14 protein-coding genes and 1 pseudogene are annotated in these 19,396 nt (G+C 63.3%); 9 read left to right on the forward strand and 6 right to left on the reverse strand.

The genetic code is table 11. The annotated features are described in order from the left end of the window. Nucleotides 1-96: 96 nt before the first annotated feature. Together GTP55_RS08220 and GTP55_RS08225 are read left to right on the forward strand one after the other, a co-directional pair. Entirely contained in the window at nucleotides 97-3,054 is a 2,958-nt protein-coding gene (locus GTP55_RS08220) for a sensor histidine kinase (protein ID WP_161044452.1), read from the forward strand. An 84-nt stretch (nucleotides 3,055-3,138) separates the two neighbouring features. Next, complete coding sequence (locus GTP55_RS08225) at nucleotides 3,139-5,115, forward strand: glycoside hydrolase family 97 protein (protein ID WP_161044453.1); 1,977 nt, start codon at nucleotides 3,139-3,141, stop codon at nucleotides 5,113-5,115. On the opposite strand, the gene GTP55_RS08230 is transcribed toward GTP55_RS08225, so the two are convergent. The 4 genes from GTP55_RS08230 to GTP55_RS08245 all read right to left on the reverse strand — a co-directional run bounded on the left by GTP55_RS08230 (nucleotide 5,105) and on the right by GTP55_RS08245 (nucleotide 10,838). After that, on the reverse strand, nucleotides 5,105-7,195 hold the full coding sequence (locus GTP55_RS08230; RefSeq protein WP_161044454.1) for a putative bifunctional diguanylate cyclase/phosphodiesterase: 2,091 nt from the start codon (nucleotides 7,193-7,195) through the stop codon (nucleotides 5,105-5,107). The genes GTP55_RS08225 and GTP55_RS08230 overlap by 11 nt on opposite strands. Nucleotides 7,196-7,289: 94 nt before the next feature. Beyond that, on the reverse strand, nucleotides 7,290-8,894 hold the full coding sequence (locus tag GTP55_RS08235; protein WP_161044455.1) for an ABC-F family ATP-binding cassette domain-containing protein: 1,605 nt from the start codon (nucleotides 8,892-8,894) through the stop codon (nucleotides 7,290-7,292). A gap of 120 nt (nucleotides 8,895-9,014) precedes the next feature. Further along, nucleotides 9,015-9,818: a 2,5-didehydrogluconate reductase DkgB gene (gene dkgB / locus GTP55_RS08240; RefSeq protein WP_161044456.1), complete on the reverse strand. Its 804-nt coding sequence runs from the start codon at nucleotides 9,816-9,818 to the stop codon at nucleotides 9,015-9,017. A 3-nt stretch (nucleotides 9,819-9,821) separates the two neighbouring features. Then, nucleotides 9,822-10,838 carry an aldo/keto reductase gene (locus GTP55_RS08245; RefSeq protein WP_161044457.1) on the reverse strand — a complete coding sequence of 339 codons (1,017 nt, stop codon included), beginning with the start codon at nucleotides 10,836-10,838 and terminating at the stop codon, nucleotides 9,822-9,824. Between the two features lie 102 nt (nucleotides 10,839-10,940). Between GTP55_RS08245 and GTP55_RS08250 the strand changes: the two genes are divergently transcribed. The 6 genes from GTP55_RS08250 (at nucleotide 10,941) to GTP55_RS08275 (ending at nucleotide 16,170) form a co-directional block, all read left to right on the forward strand. Continuing rightward, nucleotides 10,941-11,840 (forward strand): LysR family transcriptional regulator, encoded by a 900-nt coding sequence (locus GTP55_RS08250; protein ID WP_161044458.1) that lies wholly within the window; start codon nucleotides 10,941-10,943, stop codon nucleotides 11,838-11,840. 45 nt (nucleotides 11,841-11,885) lie between these two features. Then, nucleotides 11,886-12,902, forward strand: coding sequence for a M14 family zinc carboxypeptidase (locus tag GTP55_RS08255; protein ID WP_161044459.1), 1,017 nt, complete (start codon nucleotides 11,886-11,888; stop codon nucleotides 12,900-12,902). Next, nucleotides 12,899-13,663 carry an alpha/beta fold hydrolase gene (locus tag GTP55_RS08260; RefSeq protein ID WP_161044460.1) on the forward strand — a complete coding sequence of 255 codons (765 nt, stop codon included), beginning with the start codon at nucleotides 12,899-12,901 and terminating at the stop codon, nucleotides 13,661-13,663. Before GTP55_RS08255 ends, GTP55_RS08260 begins: the two co-directional genes overlap by 4 nt. Nucleotides 13,664-13,801: 138 nt before the next feature. Next, nucleotides 13,802-14,059, forward strand: coding sequence for a YkgJ family cysteine cluster protein (locus tag GTP55_RS08265; protein ID WP_161044461.1), 258 nt, complete (start codon nucleotides 13,802-13,804; stop codon nucleotides 14,057-14,059). A 291-nt stretch (nucleotides 14,060-14,350) separates the two neighbouring features. Next, a complete protein-coding gene (locus GTP55_RS08270) occupies nucleotides 14,351-15,172 on the forward strand; it encodes a sce7726 family protein (RefSeq protein ID WP_229257824.1) in 822 nt (273 codons plus the stop codon). 47 nt (nucleotides 15,173-15,219) lie between these two features. After that, the gene (locus GTP55_RS08275) at nucleotides 15,220-16,170 is read left to right on the forward strand and encodes a sce7725 family protein (RefSeq protein WP_161044463.1); all 951 of its coding nucleotides are present in this window, start codon (nucleotides 15,220-15,222) and stop codon (nucleotides 16,168-16,170) included. Between the two features lie 1,173 nt (nucleotides 16,171-17,343). On the opposite strand, the gene GTP55_RS08280 is transcribed toward GTP55_RS08275, so the two are convergent. Then, a complete protein-coding gene (locus GTP55_RS08280) occupies nucleotides 17,344-18,366 on the reverse strand; it encodes a toll/interleukin-1 receptor domain-containing protein (RefSeq protein ID WP_161044464.1) in 1,023 nt (340 codons plus the stop codon). A 224-nt stretch (nucleotides 18,367-18,590) separates the two neighbouring features. Here GTP55_RS08280 and GTP55_RS08285 point away from each other — a divergent pair. Beyond that, a pseudogene (locus tag GTP55_RS08285) lies at nucleotides 18,591-18,788 on the forward strand (YkgJ family cysteine cluster protein); the annotation flags it as partial. On the opposite strand, the gene GTP55_RS08290 reads toward GTP55_RS08285, so the two are convergent. Continuing rightward, the gene (locus GTP55_RS08290; protein WP_161044466.1) at nucleotides 18,785-19,315 is read right to left on the reverse strand and encodes a GNAT family N-acetyltransferase; all 531 of its coding nucleotides are present in this window, start codon (nucleotides 19,313-19,315) and stop codon (nucleotides 18,785-18,787) included. The pseudogene GTP55_RS08285 and the gene GTP55_RS08290 overlap by 4 nt on opposite strands. Between the last annotated feature and the right edge of the window lie 81 nt (nucleotides 19,316-19,396).

Raw genomic sequence — 19,396 nt, forward strand, 5'->3', positions numbered from 1 at the left:
GCGTACCACAGGTCGTCGCCAGTCCCGGCCAAAAGATAGGGCCGCCTTAGCATGCTATCAACTTAGAATACACCTTTTGCCAGCAGGGATATGCCGATGCGCAGCAACCGATGGAAACTGACGGCTGGCCTGGCCGCGCTCTTGCTGTGCCATGCGGCGCACGCGCTGAATCCCGCCATCCGCCTGGAGGACCTCAACCGTGCCAGCTGGAGCGAGAAGGATGGCGTGCCGTCCGATATCCGCTGCATGGCGCAGACCCGCGACGGCTGGCTGTGGCTCGGCACCTCGGACGGCCTGTACCGCTTTGACGGCGTCAGCTTCGAGCGCTATCCGCTCAAGCGCAGCCGCATCTTCAGCCTGCGCGCAAGCGACAACGGCGACCTGCTGATCAGCTATGAGCTGGAAGGCGTGCAGGTGCTGCATCCGGATGGCCGGCTGACCGACCTGGTCGCCGCCGGCGCGCCGAAGCCGGGACCGGTCGCCTCGATGGCCACCGACCGCGAAGGCACGCTGTGGACGGCCTCGGTGCGCGGCCTGCACCGCTATGTCAACGGCCAATGGCAAACCATGGCCAGCGGCATCGACTGGGCCACTCAGGAACTGAGCCTCCTGGTCGACCAGTATGACCGGGTCTGGGCCGCGAACCGCGAGGCCGTGTATCTGTACGACCGCAGCCAGGACAAGGTGGTGCGGGTGGGCGGCGACGCGCTGCACGGCAATCTGATCCAGTCGCCGGACGGGCGCATCTGGGTCAACAGCGGCGCGCGGGTGATGCCGGTGCCGGCGCCGCCGCTGGGCGTGCACTTGCCGCGCCAGCCGGAGTTCAACAGCGCCGAGTCGCGCACCCACGGCCAGTTCGACCGCGACGGCAACCTGTGGGCTTTGCACTGTCCCCATGGCCTGTGCCGGCTGGCGCGCGCCGGCGACCTGGCCACCGCCCCCATCGACGTCGCGCACCAGGCCGACGACCGTCTCGACCAGCCCTGGCAACTGACCGCGCTGACCACCAACAGCTTGCTGGAAGACCGCGAGGGCAATCTGTGGGTGGCCACCCAGAATGGTCTGGACCGTTTTCGCGAGAACAAGCTGGTGCCGGTGCGCATTCCCGGTCCGGCCGGCTCCTTGAGCACCGCCAGCGATACCGAAGGCCGGCTGTGGGCGGCCGAGTGGCTCACCCGCACCGTCTGGCGGATCGCGCCCGGCGCGGCGCCCGTGCGCGACCCGCACCGCAGCGCGCTGGTGGTGGCCAATGACCGCGACGGCGCGCTGCTGCTGGCCGGACCGCGCGCCATCGAACGTCTCTATCACGGCCAGTCGAGCCGCATCCCGCTGCCCGCGCCCGAGGGCAAGCCGGTCGACCTCACCGTGCTGGGCCTGCTCGACGACGGCAAGCGGCTGTGGATGGCGTCGATCCAGACCGGCCTGATGGCGTGGGACGGCGCCGCCTGGCTGCCGCGTGCGCGCTTCACGCTGCCGCCGCGCATCGCCATGTCGGCGCCGGGCGGCGTCGGCCAGCTGTGGCTGAGCCACAACGACGGCGGCCTGAGTTTCTACGACAACGACCAGCTGACCCGCTACGACATCAGCATGGTCGGCCAGGAATCCGGCATCTTTCCCGGACCGCAGCTGGTGGTGGCCGGCGAGCGCGGCATCGCCGTCCAGCGCGGCAAGCAGTTCGTGCTGCTGGCGCCGGCCGATGCGGCGCCGCTGCGCAATGTCACCGGCATGACGGTGACGCCGGACGGCGACCGCTGGCTGAACGGCGCCAAAGGCGTGGTGCGCATCCGCAGCGCCGACTGGGAGGCCTCGCTGCGGCAGCCGCAGCTGCCACTGGTCTACACCGTGATCGACGCGCAGGAAGGCTACCCTGGCCGCGCCGCGATGGAAAACCGCCTGCCAACCATCTACAACGCCGGCAACGGCCGGCTGTGGTTCCGCGCCACCGGCGGCCTGGTCACGCTGGACACCGCCCAGCTGCGCCCCAACCCGGTCAAGCCGGTGGTGCAACTGCTGCGCGTGGCCACCGACGACCGCAGCTATCCGGCCGCCGCCCGCGTGCCGCTGCCGGCCGGCACGCGCAACTTCAACATCCAGTTCACCGCACCGGGACTGCGCAAGCCGGAAGGCATGCGCTTCCAGTATTTCCTCAAAGGCGTGGACCAGCACTGGCAGGACTCCGGCAGCCGCCGCGCCGCCTTCTACACCAACATCGGCCCCGGCCGCTACACCTTCAGCGTGCGCGCGGTCAACGAGGACGACATGGCCAGCGAGACGGTGGCTGCGCTGCAGCTGGAGATCGCGCCGTCCGTGATGCAGACCTGGTGGTTCCAGCTGTTGTGCGTGCTGCTGGCCGCGCTGCTGCTGGCCGGCTGGTACCAGTACCGCCTGAAGAAAGCCACGGCCGCCATCGCCGGCCGGCTGCAGGCGCGGATGGAAGAGCGCACGCGCATCGCCCGCACCCTGCACGACACCTTCCTGCAAAGCGTGCAGACGCTGGTGCTGCGGGTGTACGCGGTGCTGACCCGGCTGCCGGAAGGGAGCGAACCGCGCGCCCGCCTGGAAGCCATCCTGGACGACGCCGACCGCGCCATCGAGGAAGGCCGCGACCAGGTGCTGCTGTTGCGCAGCGGCCTGGATATCGCGCAGCAGCTGAACCAGACCGGCGTGGCGCTGGCGGCGCTGCACAGCACTACCCAGTTCGAACTGGCCACCCAGGGCGCGGCGCGGCCGCTGTCGCCGCCGGTGCAGGATGAACTGGCGGCGATCGCCCAGGAAGCGCTGCGCAACGCCTTCCAGCATGCGCGCGCCAGCAAGGTCAGGGTGCGCATCGAATACCACGATGACGCGCTGGTGCTCCGGGTGGCCGACAACGGCCGCGGCCTGGACCAGGACGAAGTGCGCAAGCGCCTCAAGGAGCGCCATTTCGGCATGGTCGGCATGCGCGAGCGGGCCCGCTACGCCGGCGCCGTGATCGACATCAGCAGCGCGCCCGGCCAGGGCACCGTGATCTCGCTGAAGGCGGCGGCCGGGTTATGTTACGCGATGGATGAATAAACAGTCGGACGATTGGTGAATTTCGTAATTGCATCACAACCGCGCTGATTGCAGAATGGGGTAAAACGACAAGGAGACATCCCCATGACAGATTCCATCCGCGCCGCCGGCCTGCTGGCGCTGGCCGCTACCTTCGCCGCGCCCGCCTGGGCCGACACCGTGACGGTCAAGTCGCCCAACGGCCGCAACGCGGTCAGCATCGACAGCGACCAGCTGACCTACAGCGTCAGCCGCGACGGCAAGCGCATCATCGAGCCGTCGCCGCTCGGCCTCAACCTCGACATCGGCGCCATCGGCCCCGGCGCCAAACTGAGCGGCCACGCGGAAACCACCGTCAACGACACCTACGAGATAGTGCTGGGCAAGGCGCGCAGCGCGCCAGACCACTACCAGCAGTCGACGCTCAGCTTCGCCGGCAAGCCGCAATTCCAGCTGGTGGTGCGCGCCTATGACAACGGCGTCGCCCTGCGCTACGTGGTGCCGGCGCAGGCCGGTGTGTCGGCTTTCAACGTGATGAACGAAGCCACCCAGTTCAACTTCGCCAAGGACTACGACTGCTGGGGCGCCAACATGGGCCGCTTCGACACCAGCTTCGAGGCCGAATACGACCGCACCAAGGCCTCCGGCATCCGCAACTTCCACAACTACATGGCGCCGCTGGTGTGCAAGACCGGCGCCGGCGCCACCACCTTCGCCATCGCCGAAGCGGACGTCAAGGATTATCCCGGCTTCTACCTCTCTGGTCGTGGCGACGCCGGCCTGGGCGTGATGGTGACGCTGCCGCCGCGCTTCGACAACAACCGCGATTACCGCTTCCGCAAGACCGTCGTCGCCAGCGTGCAGCTGAAAGGCCAGGGCTTCCGCACGCCATGGCGGGTGGTGATGCTGGGCGATACGCCGGGCGACCTCACCGCTTCGTCACTGATTCCGACGCTGGCGGCGCCGTCGCAGATCAAGGACACCAGCTGGATCAAGCCGGGCAAGACTTCGTGGGACTGGTGGAACGACTGGGCCGTCAACGTGCCCAATGCCGGCGTCAACACCGACACTTACAAAGCCTTCGTCGACTTTTCCAAGTCGATGAAGCTGGACGATATCCTGATCGACGAAGGCTGGTCGGTGGGCAGCGACGTCGAGCCGAATCCGCAGGCCGACGTCACCCGCGCCAAGCCGGCGCTGGACATGCCGGCGCTGCTGCACTACGCGCAGTCGCAAGGCGTGGGCGTGTGGCTGTGGGTGCAGTGGCAGCAGCTGGACAACCAGATGGACGCCGCGTTTCGGCAATACGCCGCCTGGGGCATCAAGGGCATCAAGGTCGACTTCATGAACCGCAACGACCAGGAGATGGTGGACTGGTATCACAAGGTGCTGAGCAAGGCGGCCGAGCACAGGCTGATGGTCGACCTGCACGGCGCCTATCCACCGAATGGCCTCAACCGCACCTGGCCCAACTACATTACGCAGGAAGGCGTGCTGGGGGCGGAAAACAACAAGTGGAGCGCGCGCATCACCGCCGCCCACAACGTCACGCTGCCGTTCACGCGCATGATTCTGGGGCCGATGGACTACACGCCGGGCGGCTTCCACAACGCCACGCCGTCCAGTTTCGTCTCGCGCAACCACGAGCCGCTGGTGATGACCACGCGCGGCCAGGCCATCGCCATGTACGTGGTGTACGACAGCCCGTTCCAGATGGTGTCCGACAGTCCGGCCGCCTACCGCAATGCCGACGGCAGCTGGGCCGATGGCGCCGAGTTCATCCAGCGCGTGCCGACCACCTGGGACGAGACGCGCATCATCGCCGGCGACATCGGCGAGTACATCGTCTCGGCCCGCCGCAAGGGCGATGTCTGGTATATCGGCGCCATGACCAACGAATCCGAACGCACGCTGAAGGTGCCACTGTCCTTCCTCGGCAAGGGCACGTATAAAGCACAGCTGCTGCAGGACGGCGCCGACGCCAGCCACCTGACGGCCAGCGACAGCACGGTAACGGCCACGCAAACCATCACGCTCAAGCTGGCGCCATCCGGCGGCGCGGTGGCGGTGATCAGCCCCTAGGCGGCGCCAGGAACATCTGCTCGAAGGTGCGGGCATCCACCGCCCGGCTATAGTAATAACCCTGGCCCTGCACACACCCCGCCTCGGTCAGGAAATCGGCCTCGCGGCCGGTTTCCACTCCTTCCGCCACGGCCGCAATGGCCAGGTTGTCGGCCAGCGCCAGCACCGCGCGCAGCAGGGTCTGGCGGCGCGGCGCGGCGTGATCGATGCCGTGCACAAAGCTGCGGTCGACCTTGAGCAGGTCGATCGGCAAATCGGCCAGGTAGCTCAGGCTGGAATAGCCGGTGCCGAAATCGTCGATCGCCAGCGACACGCCGATGCTCTTCAGGCGCTGCAATAAAGCGCTGGCGCCGTTCACATCGCGCACCAGCGCCGACTCGGTCAGCTCCAGTTGCAAACAGGCCGGATCAAGTCCGGACTCGGCCAGATGGTCGCCGATGTAGCCGGCAAAATCGCCCTGCCGCATTTCCAGTGCCGACACATTGACCGCCATCGCCCCTGGCATGCGGCCCTCCCGTTCCCAGCGTTTGGCCTGGCTGAGCGCCTGGCTCAGCACCCAGCGCCCCAGCGGCACGATCAGCCCCGACTCTTCTGCGCTGCGGATGAAACGCGCCGGATCGACCCAGCCCCATACCGGATGCTGCCAGCGCAGCAGCGCTTCGCAGCCGCACAGGGCGCCGTCGCTGAGCTGGACCTTGGGCTGGTAGAACAGCTCGAACTGGGCGGTGCCCAGCGCCTGCCGCAGACCGTTTTCCATCTGCCGCCGCTCGATCGCGGTGCTCAGCAGATCCTGATTGAAGAAGCGCCAGACATTGCGGCCGGCCGCCTTGGCCGCGTGCAGCGCGGTGTCGGCATGCCGCAGCAGCACGTCGCTGCCGTCGCCGTCGCCGGGATACAGGGCGATGCCGATGCTGCAACCGATGTGGATCGGTTCACCGTCCAGCTGGTGCGGCAGCGCCACGGCGGCGCTGATGCGTTGCGCCGCCTGGGTGGCGTCGGCGCGGTCGCTGCCGGGCGCCATCAGCACCACGAATTCGTCGCCGCCCTGACGGCTGATCACGTCCACCACGCGGAAACAGCCGCGCAGGCGGGCCGCCACCGATACCAGCAGCGCATCGCCGGCGGCGTGGCCCAGCGTATCGTTGACCAGTTTGAACTTGTCCAGGTCCAGATACATGACCGCCAGCGGAAGACGGTCCGCCTCGGCTTCCTTGAGGATGCGGTTCAGATGGCGCTGGGCGGCAAAGCGGTTCGGCAGCCCGGTCAGGAAATCGTGCCAGGCCAGGTGATCGACCTGGGCTTGCAGCTCGCGCGCATTGGTCATGTCGTGAAACACCATCACCACGCCGCACACGCGGCCGCCGCGGTCGTGGATCGGCGCGGTGGCGTCCTCGATCATCAACTCGCTGCCGTCCGGACGGATCAGGATGCTGCCGGGCGCGATCCGCACCACCGCACCGCTGGCCAGCGTCTGTAACGCCGGGTGCTCCATCTCGGTGCGGGATTTGGGATCTTGCAGCCGCATCAGTTCGTTGATCGGCTGTCCCAGCAGCTGCGCCATCTCCAGCCCCAGCAGACGGCGTCCGGCCAGGTTGCAATAGCTGACCCGGCCCCATTCATCTGTGCTGATGACGGCGTCGGCAATCGATTCCAGCACCAGCCCGTCCCGGCGGTAGTCGGTCGCCGGCGCCTGGCTGAAGCGCGTGGCCACCACCACCGACTGCAATATCCTGCGCAACAGTTCGCGCGAGGTGGAGGCGGTGACGATGTAGGTCACCGCACCGAGCCGTACCGCCTGCTGCGCCTGAGGCAGGCCGGTGTCGGGCGCCAGGATCACTACCGGGGTGCGGTCGCAAGCGACCGACAGCGCATGCCAGACGTCGCTCACCGGGGTGTCTTGCAACAGGGGATTGACCAGGATGAGGTCGGGCGCCAGCGCGGCGGCGCGGCAGATATCGGCCAGGTCGCCGGCAAACCGCAGTGTCATGACGGCATCATCGGTTGGCGAGCTGCCCCGCATGCGTTCCAGTTGCTGGCGCTCAGCTGGATCAGACGTCACCGCCAGTATATGCATATCCATCGTGTACCTCGCGTGCTGCCTACTACCAAAAGACAGTACCATAAGCGGAGGTCAAAGCCGCTATACGGTAATGAATCGAACCGGCGGTAAGCGCCTACTCACAGAGCCGCCAACCGTCGGCGACAGCGTGCAAACGGTGCGTCAGGTTCAGCGCCTGCATGAACACTTCATCATGCGACACCACCAGCAGCGCGCCCTGGTAGTGGCGCAGCATGGCTTCCAGCGCCGCCAGCGAGTCGAGGTCCAGATGGTTGCTGGGCTCATCCAGCAGCAACAGCTGCGCCGGCGGATGCGCGTACAGCGCGCAGGCCAGCGCCACCTTCAGGCGTTCACCGCCGCTGAGCACGCCGACCGGCGCCGCCGCCAGTTGCGCATCCAGCCCCATTTGCGCGAGATGGGTGCGCAGCGCCGACTCGCCGGCCTCGCGGTTGGCGTCCAGCAGATGATCAATCGCCGAGCGTTGCTGCGCCAGCTGCGTTAATTGCTGATCGAGATAGGCTGCACGCGCCCGCACCTCGCAGCGGCCGGACAGCGGTTGTAACTGGCCGGCCAACAGTTTGAGCAAGGTCGATTTGCCGCAGCCGTTCGGCCCCACCACGCCGATGCGCTGCCGGCCGCTGATGGTCAGGCTGATGTGGCGCGTGGCCGGCGGCGCGTATGGCAGCACCACGTCCGCCAGTTCCGCCAGCCGCAAACGCGCGGCCTGCGGTGCGGCCAGTGCATGCATGGCGATGGCGGCGCCGGGAGCGACCTGCTGCGCAGCCTCCTGCACCCGCTGCGACAAAGCCTCCTGCTGCGCCGCGTGCTGCTGCCGCAGCTTGCCGGCCGTGCCTTGCGCGCGATTCTTCTGTCCGCCCAGCAGGATCTTGGCCTGGTTGGCGTCGCGTCCATCGCTGGCGCCTTTCGCCAGCCGGCGGTCCTGCTTCTCCTGCTGATCGCGCATGGCCTGCGTGTCGCGCTTGCGTTCCAGTTTGCGCTGATCCAGCTGGCGTTGCGCGGCCTCGCGTTCCGCTTCCTTGCATTCAGCGTAGAAGGCATAACCGCCGCCGTAGCTGCGCAAGCCCAGGGGCGACAGTTCGACGATGCGCGTCATCTGCTCCAGCAGTTCGCGGTCGTGGCTGACCACAAGCAGACCGTTGGGCCAGCGCTGCAACTGCGCCATCAGCGCCAGGCGATTCGCGCGATCGAGGTGATTGCTGGGTTCATCGAGGATCAGGAAAGCGGCGTCGGACAGCCAGGCTGCGATCAGCGATACGCGCATCGCTTCGCCGCCACTCAGGGAGGCAGCCGGCGTCTCCGGCCGCAGGTGCGGCAGGCCGCTGCGGTCAAGCTCGGACTGCAAGCGCTCACGCAGATCCCAGCGTTCGCCGACGGCGTCGAAATCGGCCGGATCGGCGCTGCCGTTCTCGATGCGCTGCAATGCCGCCAGCGTGGCGTCGACGCCGGCCAGCGTCGCCACCGTGCCATGCTGCGCGATCTGCTGCGACAGATAATGCACCGCGCCGCCGTACGCGATGCGGCCCGCCGACGGCGTCAACTCGCCGGCCAGCAGGCGCGCCAGCACGCTCTTGCCGGCGCCATTGCGGCCCACCAGGCCAGTGCGGCGCTGGTCGAATACGTCGTTCAGGTTCTGGAACAGGATGCGGCCGTCGGCCAGCATATAGGAGACGCTTTCCAGCGTCAGACAGGTATTCGTCATGATGATCTTTAATGATGCGTGAAAACCGTCCCGTTGCGGGACACATGGTTAATCAGATAGCTGCATCATTTATTCATCGTACGAATACCTCATCGGTGAAGAGCGTCCACTATAGCATGCTCAGTCCCAGGCTGGCGCCAGACCATCAGGGCTGGTCAGGCGCTCGTTGCGCTCCAGCGTCGCGATCTGCGCCATGTCGTCGTCGCTCAACGTCAGGTCCAGCGCTTTCAGGTTGCTGTCCAAATTGGCGCGCTTGGTCGACGATGGAATCACCGCGTAACCCAGCTGCATCGCCCACGCCAGCACCACCTGCGCCGGCGTGGCGTTGTGACGCACAGCGATCTGCTGGATCACCGCATCGCCCAGCACTTTGCCATAGGCCAGCGTCATGTACGACGTGATGTGAATCCCATGCTCGCGCGCAAACGCCGCCACCTTGCGGTTTTGCAGATACGGATGCAGCTCGATCTGGTTGGTGGCAATCGCCGGCGCGCCGACAGCGTCAATCGCCTGCTGCATCAGCTCCACCGTAAAGTTGGAGACGCCGATCTGGCGCGTCAAGCCTTGCGCCTTGGCCTCCGCCAGCGCCGCCATGAACTCCGCCACCGGCACCTCGCTGCCCGGCGACGGCCAGTGAATCAAGGTCAGGTCAACGTAATCTGTGCGCAGCTTGGCCAGGCTCTCTTTCAGGCTTGGAATCAGCTTCTCCTGCGACAAGTTGGCGATCCAGATCTTGGTGGTGATGAAAAGCTCAGAACGCGGCACGCCGCTGGCCGCAATCGCCGCGCCGACTTCCGCTTCGTTACCGTAGATTTGCGCGGTATCGATCACGCGGTAGCCGGCTTCCAGGCCATTGCGCACCGAATCGATCACCACCTCGCCTTGCAGGCGGAAAGTACCAATACCTAATTGTGGAATGCTCATGCGTTACTCCTTCTCAGTCGGCAGCGGCGCGTCGGCGGCCACCAGGTTTTGTGCGCGCATCTCCTGCCAGAACGCCGAAGGAATGACTTCGTTCAGCGCCGCGTGATCCTCGGTGATGCGTTCCGGACGGCTGGCGCCAGGAATCACCGCTGCCACCGCAGGATGGGCCAGCGAGAACTGCAACGCCGCCGCCTTGACGCTGACGCCATGCTTCTGCGCGATGGCCTTGATGCGTTCCACCTTGGCGATGATGTCGGCCGGCGCCTTCTGGTATTCAAAGTGCGCGCCGCCGGCCAGAATGCCCGAGCTGTATGGACCGCCGACCACGATATCAACACCGCGCTTGAGCGCCGCCGGCAAGGCGCGTTGCAGCGCGCGTTCGTGATCCAGCAGCGTGTAGCGGCCGGCCAGCAGCGTGGCGTTAGGCTGCGGCTCGTTCAGATCCAGCAGCAGTTCCAGCGCCTCCACGCGGTTGACGCCCAGGCCCCAGGCCTTGATCACACCTTCGTTGCGCAGGCGGTCCAGCACGCGGAAGGCGCCGGTGCGGGCGATCTCAAATTGGCCGATCCATTCATCGCCGTAGAAGTCCTGCGCCACATCGTGGACGTAAACGATGTCCAGGTGATCGGTCTTCAGGCGTTTCAGACTGTCTTCAATCGAACGCAGCGTGGCGTCGGCGCTGTAGTCGTTGACGATTTTGTTCGGACGGCCAAACTCGAACACACCACCCTTCTCGCCCATGTCGCGCTGCGACGGATCTTCGATTTCATCGAGGATCAGGCGGCCCACTTTGGTGGCCAATACATAGTCGTCGCGATTGCGCTTGGCCAGCGCTTCGCCCAGGCGCAGCTCGGCCAGGCCGGCGCCGTACAGCGGCGCGGTATCGAAGTGGCGTATGCCCTGTTCCCAGGCCGCATCCACCGTGGCCAGCGCCTCGGCGTCCGGAATGTTGCGGAACATATTACCCAGCGGCGCGGTGCCAAAGCCCAGTTTGCCATTCAGTTTTTGACGGATACTCATCTTGATTCCTATAAGTGATGAAGAAAGTGAAGCGAGTTTAGATTGACTACATCAGACTGTCCAAGACATAATTTGCACTACTTGAGTCCCTTAAGGTCTGATATGTTAGACATTCGCCAACTCCAATACTTCGTCACTGTGGCCGAGGAAGAGCATGTGGGGCGCGCTGCTGAAAAGCTGCACATCTCGCAATCGCCGCTGAGCCGGCAGATCGCCCAGCTGGAAGAAAAGCTGGGGCTGACGCTGTTCGAGCGCAGCCAGCAGCGCATCCGCCTGACGCGCGACGGCCGCACCTTCCTGGCCGAGACCCAGGCCTTCCTGACCCATGCCTCGCGGCTGGAGGGACTGGCCAGGCGCCTCGGGCGCGGCGACGAAGGTGGCCTGTGCATCGGCTACATCGAAAACGCCATGCACGCCGGCGTGCTGCCGGCCGGCCTGCGCGACCTGCGCGCCTCGCGCCCGCACGTACACGTGGCGCTGTACAGCCTTCACTCGTCCGAGCAGCTGGAAGGACTGCGCCAGCGCAGCCTGGACATCGCGCTGATCTGCGATCCGCCGGCCATCGACGATCCCGACCTGGAAAGCGTGAAGGTGCTGAGCGACCCGATGATGCTGGCCCTGCCCGAAGGCCATCCGCTGTGCGCCATCGCGGCGTTGCAGCCATCCGATCTGGCCGGCCAGGAATTCATCGTGGTGCGCCACCAGGAAACCGGCGACCATCACCACCAGTTCGTGGCGGCCTGCGTGCGCTCAGGCTTTACGCCCAACATCAAGATGGAAGCCAGCGAACCGACCACCGCGCTCGGACTGGTGGCGGCGGGACTGGGCATCGCGCTGGTGCAGCAAGGCTTGCGCCACCAGGCGCCGCCCGGCGTGGTCCTGCGCGAACTGCCGTGGTTCACCTACCACGCGGCGGTGTGGGCGGCGTGGCACCGCATCAACCTGCGGCCGCTGGTCGCCACCTTCCGCGAAACACTGCTGGCACTGGCGACGAAAGGCTAGCAATATCGGCTACACTGGCGGTCATATCTTTTTGCGCCGCCCCGTATGCCTGAGAAGAACCTGCCCGAACTGATCACCCTGAAACGTCTGATCGACGAAGGCGGGAAGCATCTGGAAGTCGCCACCTCGTGCACCGTGGCGATGGACGGCCGCCAGTTCCCGGTCTACACCATCGCGCTCGGCAATCCCAGCCCGGACGTGCCGGCGCTGGGCTTCTTCGGCGGCATCCACGGGCTGGAACGGATCGGCACCCAGGTGGTACTGTCGTTCCTCGAAAGCCTGCTGGCGCGGCTGCGCTGGGACAGTACGCTGCATCAGCAGCTGGAGTCGATGCGGCTGGTGTTCATGCCGCTGGTGAATCCGGGCGGCATGTGGCAGGCCACGCGCTGCAATCCGCAAGGCGTGGACCTGATGCGCAACGCGCCCTTGAGCGCGGTCGAGAAAGTGCCGTTCATGCTAGGCGGGCAGCGCTACAGCCATCACCTGCCGTGGTATCGCGGCGCAGAAGGCGCGCCGATGGAGCCGGAAAGCCAGGCCGTGTGCGACCTGGTGGAACGCGAACTGCTGACGCGCCAATTCAGCATGGCGCTCGACTGCCACTCCGGCTTCGGCCTGCGCGACCGCGTGTGGTTCCCGCATGCGCACACCGCCACGCCGATTCCGCACCTGGCCGACATCGGCGCGCTGGAACAGCTGTTCAGCCAGAGCTATCCGAATCACAACTACGTGTTCGAACCGCAGAGCCGCCAGTACCGCACCCACGGCGACCTGTGGGACTACCTGTACCTGAACGGCACCAGCTACAGCGACCGCGTGTTCCTGCCGTTTACGCTGGAGATGGGCTCGTGGCTGTGGGTGAAGAAAAATCCGCGCCAAATCTTCGACCGCATCGCCATGTTCAACCCGACTGCGCGGCACCGCCTGCAGCGCGTGCTGCGGCGTCACCTGATCCTGTTCGACTTCCTGATGCGCGCCGCGAACAGCCACGGCCGCTGGCTGCCCGAAGGCATGGCGCGCACTATCCAGCACCGCCGCGCGCTGACGCAGTGGTATCACACATGAGCCACTGGGTTCTGCTGCGTGGCCTGATGCGCGAACAGCGCCACTGGGGACGCTTCCCCGGCCAGCTGGCGCGGGTGCTGCCGGACGCCGGCATCACCACGCCCGACCTGCCGGGCAACGGCAGGCACCACGCGCTGCGCAGCGCCACCACCGTGGCCGAGATGGTGGAGTTCTGTCGCGCCGACCTGCGCGCGCGCGGCGTGCCGGCGCCCTGGTCGCTGCTCGCGCTGTCGCTGGGCGGCATGGTGGCGGTGGAATGGGCCAGCCGCTATCCGCAGGAGATCGCGCGCTGTGTGCTGATCAACACCAGCATGCGTCCGTACAGCCGCTTCCACCAGCGGCTGCGCTGGCAGAACTATCCATCGATTTTAAAACTGATGCTGAAAGGCGGCGTGGAAAACCAGGAACGCCTGATCCTGCGCCTGACCAGCCGCGAAGGCGACAGCGAGCAGCGCGACGGCTTGCTGAAACGCTGGCTGGAATACCAGCGCGAATACCCGGTCACGCGCGCCAACGCGCTGCGCCAGCTATGGTCCGCCGCCCGCTTCCGCGCCCCGGCCGTGCGGCCAACGGCGCCGCTGCTGGTGTTAAGCAGCGGCGGCGATCAACTGGTCGATCCGCGCTGCTCGGCCAACCTGGCCAACGCCTGGCAAGTGCCCCATGCGATCCACCCTACCGCCGGCCACGACCTGCCGCTGGACGCCGGCGAATGGGTAGCGCACGAAGTAGGGAAATGGCTGGCCGACAGCGAAGCGCGGTAAAATACCGCCCCTATGAATCCAACCACCGCCAAGCTGGAGTGCCGGCCCCACTGCGGCGCCTGCTGCACCGCCCCCTCCATCACCAGCCCCCTGCCCGGTATGCCGAACGGTAAGCCGGTTGTCAACTAAAGGGATGCCATGAACTGCCGTGACCACTGCGGTGCGTGCTGCATCGCCCCTTCGATTACAAGTCCGATACCTGGGATGCCTAGCGGAAAACCTGCGGGTGTCAGGTGTGTTCAGTTGGCAGATGACAACCGTTGTCGCATCTTTGGTAAGCCGGAGCGACCGGCGTTTTGTGGCGGGTTGCAGCCATCAGAAGAAATGTGCGGGTCCAGTCGGGAACAGGCTATCCGATGGCTGGATGAACTGGAGAGCGCGACGGCGCCCACCTGAATCATTTGATGTCCGACAGGGCGGACCTGTTCGTAACGACCGCTAATTGGAAACGCCCCACACAGCACGCTTGAACGCTATTCTGGAGAAGGCCACGTTTCCTAGTGCAGCCGTGCGTCAGATTATTAGTCCCGGTAAGGTGGAGAAGCATACTGTTAAAATGCCCTGTTTCCATTTGGTGACTCTAAAGCAGGTACCTGATGGCTACACGATACATCCATTAAAGCGCAATCGAACATGACCACGACGCTCGACTCTCTCCGCCTGCTCTCCCGAGCCTACACGAGGCCAATGCTCACGCAACTGGCCAGAACGGGAGACGCGCGAGCGGTGACGGACCTACTGCTCGCGCACGGTCAGGTGGGCGATGATATCGCCGGGCTCCGGCTGGATGAATTGTTTGAACGCGGCTGGAGCCTCTTGGCCTCCAGATACCGTAACGAGTACGTCTACAAAAATGAACTCGCCACAAGACTGGTTTTCAAGCGTCACAGCCCCCGTACCGCTAGTTTCCAGGTTGAGTTGCGAGTCGGCGCTTCAATCGCCGATGTCGTTATCGCGAATGGTACGACGACAGCCTACGAAATCAAGACTGAGTTCGATACCTCCCGACGCCTCTCATCGCAGACCAGCGACTACCTCAAAGCCTTCGACAAGGTGTACGTTGTCACACACCCTGCTCACATTGGACGTTACGAACGCGAGCTCGACCCGCGCGTTGGGCTAATCGTCCTTTCGGAAAAACATGCATTGACGCCTTATCGTAAGGCGAGCGCCAATGCCGAAAACGTGGACCCCAGAACCATCTTCCGGTGTATGCGCCGGGACGAATACATTGACGCTATTGAAGCAAATATAGGCGCGGTTCCTGCCATGCCCAATGGGTTAATCAGTGCATATTGTGAAACGTTGTTCAAACAGTTAACGGCAGAGCAAGCCCACACCGCCTTTGTCAAAGCCCTTAAAGCTCGTACAACCGATAAATCTCATGTAGACTTTGTTTCCAGATTACCATCGTCTCTACGCGCTTTAGGGTATGCGACGCCCCTATCGGGACGTCAACGCACTTCGCTATTGGATTCACTGGCGAGGCCCGTTCAGCTCCCCCATTAACGGACGAGAAGCTGGTGGTGAGTTGCTAACCCACCCGGAGTCCGTCAATGTACTTTCCATACGTTTTTGGCCGTTCGTCAGAGTTGCTTGCCATTCGCAGCAGTAGTAAAAGTTACCTGTCCTCCGGTGTAGTGACGCCCATCATCGAGCCAATCGTGGCAAAACCAGCAGCGCTCATTAAATCCATCAAAGAGATGGGCGAACGAGCGCAAAGAGCCATCATCATTACGAATCCTTTGCAAGGCGAACTGAAAGGCGGGGCTGTGGCAGCTTGGGCAGGCCCCGTAGATGCAGCGCTTGCCGCGCACCCTACCATCATGCCAGGTTTTTTATGCCGTCCTGGCGTGACGTCAGCAATGATTTCAACGTTCTTAACCAAGTACGCCAATCGCGAAGTTGCACTCCTCTATCTCAATTCAGGCCTCCCTGATACAGTTTTTCAGTCAATTGCCTCGGTACCAAACGTTTCGTACCACATTGCCCTTCAGGGGAAAGTCCCGAGTTCCCAGCTTGCGTTGATTCCTCATTCGAAAAGGGTTTACATCTACGACCACTTCAACAAGCAACCGCGCAATGCCGACTATGCCGGTGAGGAGCACTTTACCGATAAGCACATCTCGTTCGCTGAGCATGGAGCCGGCTTCGGCGACTACACCATCACAGGTTCAGAAGTGCAGTTGGGCGGCGGGCCGCCCGCTGCCGTGGCGGTCCACATTACCTACAGGAGCGGGGCCGACGGCAATTTGTGGGTCCAGCATTTCGTTTCTGACGACACGGACATGGGAGTCGGCACCACGGGCGAAAAATTTTTACAAGCCATAGCAAAATTCGCTGCAGAGTATCATGGTCGGTCAGCTGAGTTCGGTGCAAACGCAGCTCTTAGCGATTATCTTCAGAACCATAATAATTCGCACTTCCCAGGTTTGCCGAAAAACAAAGAGCGCCAGATTCAACATCACATCGCGCGCGTTCACGACTACCTCATGACGGGTCATTGAAGGCGCACTGGAGGCAATGACCATCTCGTTTCGTCAACGGACATCGCGCACCTTGCTGAGAAGCGCTACCACCTACTTGCTCCGATAGTGCCCTCGGACGTAGGTCCCATCGCTTCTTGTGTAGCCGCTGACGTGGGTGGTTTTGGCTCGTCCCGTCGCCGCACTGATATCACCATAGCAGGAGCCGTTTTCAGCGCAGCCCGTAAACATTGGAGCGACGACCGGCGGAGAAGGAGTGGCTGCGGTTTCCGTTGCACTTTCGTAAGCAGCAAGGCTGTTAGCTGACGGTTTTTCAAGAGTGCTGCTCGGCGACGTGGCTGTCAGCGCGCGTTGTCCAACTGCTGGTTTAGGCCGCGTATTGGCCTGCGGCGCAATGGTGGAGACCGTACTCGGCGCGCAGCCACTAAACCCGTGTGCGCAATTATAAGCATTGTGACGAATTGCAGATTGCTCGACGGCTGCACGTTGCTCCGAAGTCAGAAGGCCAGTGTTACAACCCGAGTAGCCCCCATCGCAGTTCCTGAAGTTTCGCGCCAATGCCGAGGCAGCCACTTGGGCTTTCTGTGATTGAGTAAGCAGGGCTCGGTTGCAGCCCGAGTAACCGCCATCGCAACTAGCAAGGTTTCTGTGTAGCGCGGACTTCTGGACCTTAGCCTGCTGTGCCTCCGTCAGCAAGGATTGATTGCAGCCCGAATAGCCACCATCACAACTGGCCAGGTTTCTCCGCAAAGCCGATGTGTAGGCTTGCGCCCTTTGGACGTCCGTTAGCAAAGCTTGGTCACAGCCTGCGTACCCACCATCGCAGCTAGCGAAGTTTCTCCGCAGCGCGGATTTTCGTACTTGTTCCTTCTGGTCCTCCGTCAGCAGAGAATCAACGCAGCCAGAGTAGCCACCATCACAAGCGACGAAATTTCTTCGGAGTGTCGACCGGTGTACCTGCTCCTGTTGGGCCGCAGTCAATAACGACTGGTTGCAGCCCATATAGCCACCATCGCAGCTCCTGAAATTTTCTTGGAGCTGCGGATTTTGCGCCGACGCTCCCATGGAAACCAGGAGCAGAAGTCCCATTAGAATCGGAACGATTTTCATGTACATTCTTTGTAAAAGAACTGCGATGGGCATTGCGCGAGAGGAAAAATCAAAACTGCAATTAGTTCAAGCGCACGAAGCTGCTCATCGCTGAAGGCGATCAATGAACAATCCCCAAAAGTACTCTGAAGCGCCCTGCTCGGACAGGCCCGAGTTTTGCTGCCCACCGTGAAACTGCATACCCATCGGTTTGAAGTACATGGACTGCGTATCGGACTCGACGGATATGAACTCATTCGACGTGCTGGCAGATGCGTTCGCATCGTAAGAAAAGGATAGGGAGGGGGACCTACCGCCAAAGCCACCAACCCGAACTGAGCACTCGGCAACCGACTTACCTTCCCGGTAGGCTACAGCGGAAAAGCGTTGTGCATCCAGGCGTTGGAATCGCACTTGGATGCCCTGGTTCCTAGCTGCTAGCTCGTCCAGGGATGCATCGAAAAACTTTGCCATATAGTCGAACGAGTCGTGCAGGAACTTGTCGCGGTCATAGTCCGTGAACTCCTTCTTCAGTCGAAGATTGCTTGATCTCGGGCGCTCGTGGCCTGGCTGCACGCTACCGACACCGACACCGGCAAAGGCTGGCTGGGCCGGACTGGCAGCTGGTTGCGGCATGTCCCACCCCTGCGGCGCGCCGCCGCTCGCAGGCTGCGCTTCTGCACGCCCACGACCCAAGTCCTCGATAGCCTTACGAATCTGTCGCGCGACGTCGGTCCAAGCTTCCGCTTGGTTCGCCCACGTGGTGACAGCCTTGCCGTCTTTTGGAACGGCGAGCAGCTTGCCGAACGGCGCGGTATGCCAATCACATGGCTCAAGAATCACCGGAATAACACATGCGGTGCCGTCAGCATGTCGCTCAATGGCTCGCTTCATTTCGATGGAATAACAATACCGTGATGCGATAAAGTCTGCGCTCACGAGTAAGAGAATTACGTCAGCACTTTCCAAGTTTTCGTCAATGGCCGTATCCACATTAGAGCCAGCAACAATACCTCGGTCATGCCAAGTCGAAATCTGCCCTTGGTTCTTCAGTAGGGAAAGGTGTACTTCGAGGCGGTCTCGCAATGCCTCGTCGGCATGGCAGTAAGAGAAGAACAGTTTTGCCATGGGGGAATTTCCCTTATCGAGTTGAGGTGTTGTCAATTATCGCAGGCAATTGTGCGGTTTGGGCAGCCACTACTCCGGCTGTGAAGTGTGTATCTCGTTAAATTCTTACAGCTGCGTATTGGTCATGTTATGCGGCTCCTAGAGCAAGGTAGGCAGTGCACAAATAAGAGTATCGGGCCATATTATCAGTACGGCTATTGTTATCCCTTTAGGTGCCACACACCCCGACCACCAAACCGGCAGGCGTGCGCTGCGTGCAACTCACGGACGACAACCGGTGCCTGGTGTTCGGCCGCCCCGAACGCCCCGCCTTCTGCGCCGGCCTGCAACCCGCCGCCGACATGTGCGGCGCCAGCCGCGAACACGCCATCCACTGGCTGGACGAACTGGAGCGCGCTACCGCGCCAGCGCTGGCGGATTAACCATCAACCGGCTGCGCCGGCGTGTCGAGGATCAGCTGGTAAAAGGCCAGGTCCAGCCAGTTGCCGAATTTGAAGCCGACTTGCGGCAGCGTGCCGACGTGCTTGAAGCCGAGGCCTTCGTGCAGCTTGATGCTGCCGGCGTTGGCGGCGTCGATGCCGCCCATCATGGCGTGCAGGTTGTTGGCGCGGGCGGCGGCGATCAATTCCTGCATCAACTGCTTGCCCAGCCCCTTGCCGCGGTGGTCTTTGTGGATGTACACCGAATGCTCCACCGTGTACTTGAACGCCGGAAAGGCGCGGAAGGTGCCATAGCTGCCGAAACCGGCCAGCACGCCGTGTTCATCCTCGATGCCGATCACCGGGAACCCGCCGTTGCGCTTGGTGTCGAACCAGGTGGTCATCACCGCCGGCGTGCGCGGCTTGTATTCGTACAGCGCGGTGGAGTTCAGGATGGCGTCGTTGAAGATGTCCAGGATGGCGTCTGCGTGCCGCTCGAAACTGCACTGCACGACGGTATGCTTGCTCATGGAATAGCTCTCGGTGGTGGAAGGATGAATTTCCACTATACTGGAAATCCCATCCACTATACAAGAGAAACGTCACTGGCG

The sequence above is a fragment of the Duganella margarita genome (assembly GCF_009857535.1).
Taxonomy (GTDB): Bacteria; Pseudomonadota; Gammaproteobacteria; order Burkholderiales; family Burkholderiaceae_D; genus Rugamonas; species Rugamonas margarita.

Bases quoted from the DNA above. Each gene is read 5' to 3' on its own strand.
- GTP55_RS08220 (WP_161044452.1), top strand. From the start codon at position 97: ATGCGCAGCAACCGATGGAAACTGACGGCTGGCCTGGCCGCGCTCTTG.
- GTP55_RS08225 (WP_161044453.1), top strand. From the start codon at position 3,139: ATGACAGATTCCATCCGCGCCGCCGGCCTGCTGGCGCTGGCCGCTACC.
- GTP55_RS08230 (WP_161044454.1), bottom strand. From the start codon at position 7,195: ATGGATATGCATATACTGGCGGTGACGTCTGATCCAGCTGAGCGCCAG.
- GTP55_RS08235 (WP_161044455.1), bottom strand. From the start codon at position 8,894: ATGACGAATACCTGTCTGACGCTGGAAAGCGTCTCCTATATGCTGGCC.
- dkgB (WP_161044456.1), bottom strand. From the start codon at position 9,818: ATGAGCATTCCACAATTAGGTATTGGTACTTTCCGCCTGCAAGGCGAG.
- GTP55_RS08245 (WP_161044457.1), bottom strand. From the start codon at position 10,838: ATGAGTATCCGTCAAAAACTGAATGGCAAACTGGGCTTTGGCACCGCG.
- GTP55_RS08250 (WP_161044458.1), top strand. From the start codon at position 10,941: ATGTTAGACATTCGCCAACTCCAATACTTCGTCACTGTGGCCGAGGAA.
- GTP55_RS08255 (WP_161044459.1), top strand. From the start codon at position 11,886: ATGCCTGAGAAGAACCTGCCCGAACTGATCACCCTGAAACGTCTGATC.
- GTP55_RS08260 (WP_161044460.1), top strand. From the start codon at position 12,899: ATGAGCCACTGGGTTCTGCTGCGTGGCCTGATGCGCGAACAGCGCCAC.
- GTP55_RS08265 (WP_161044461.1), top strand. From the start codon at position 13,802: ATGAACTGCCGTGACCACTGCGGTGCGTGCTGCATCGCCCCTTCGATT.
- GTP55_RS08270 (WP_229257824.1), top strand. From the start codon at position 14,351: ATGCTCACGCAACTGGCCAGAACGGGAGACGCGCGAGCGGTGACGGAC.
- GTP55_RS08275 (WP_161044463.1), top strand. From the start codon at position 15,220: ATGTACTTTCCATACGTTTTTGGCCGTTCGTCAGAGTTGCTTGCCATT.
- GTP55_RS08280 (WP_161044464.1), bottom strand. From the start codon at position 18,366: ATGGCAAAACTGTTCTTCTCTTACTGCCATGCCGACGAGGCATTGCGA.
- GTP55_RS08290 (WP_161044466.1), bottom strand. From the start codon at position 19,315: ATGAGCAAGCATACCGTCGTGCAGTGCAGTTTCGAGCGGCACGCAGAC.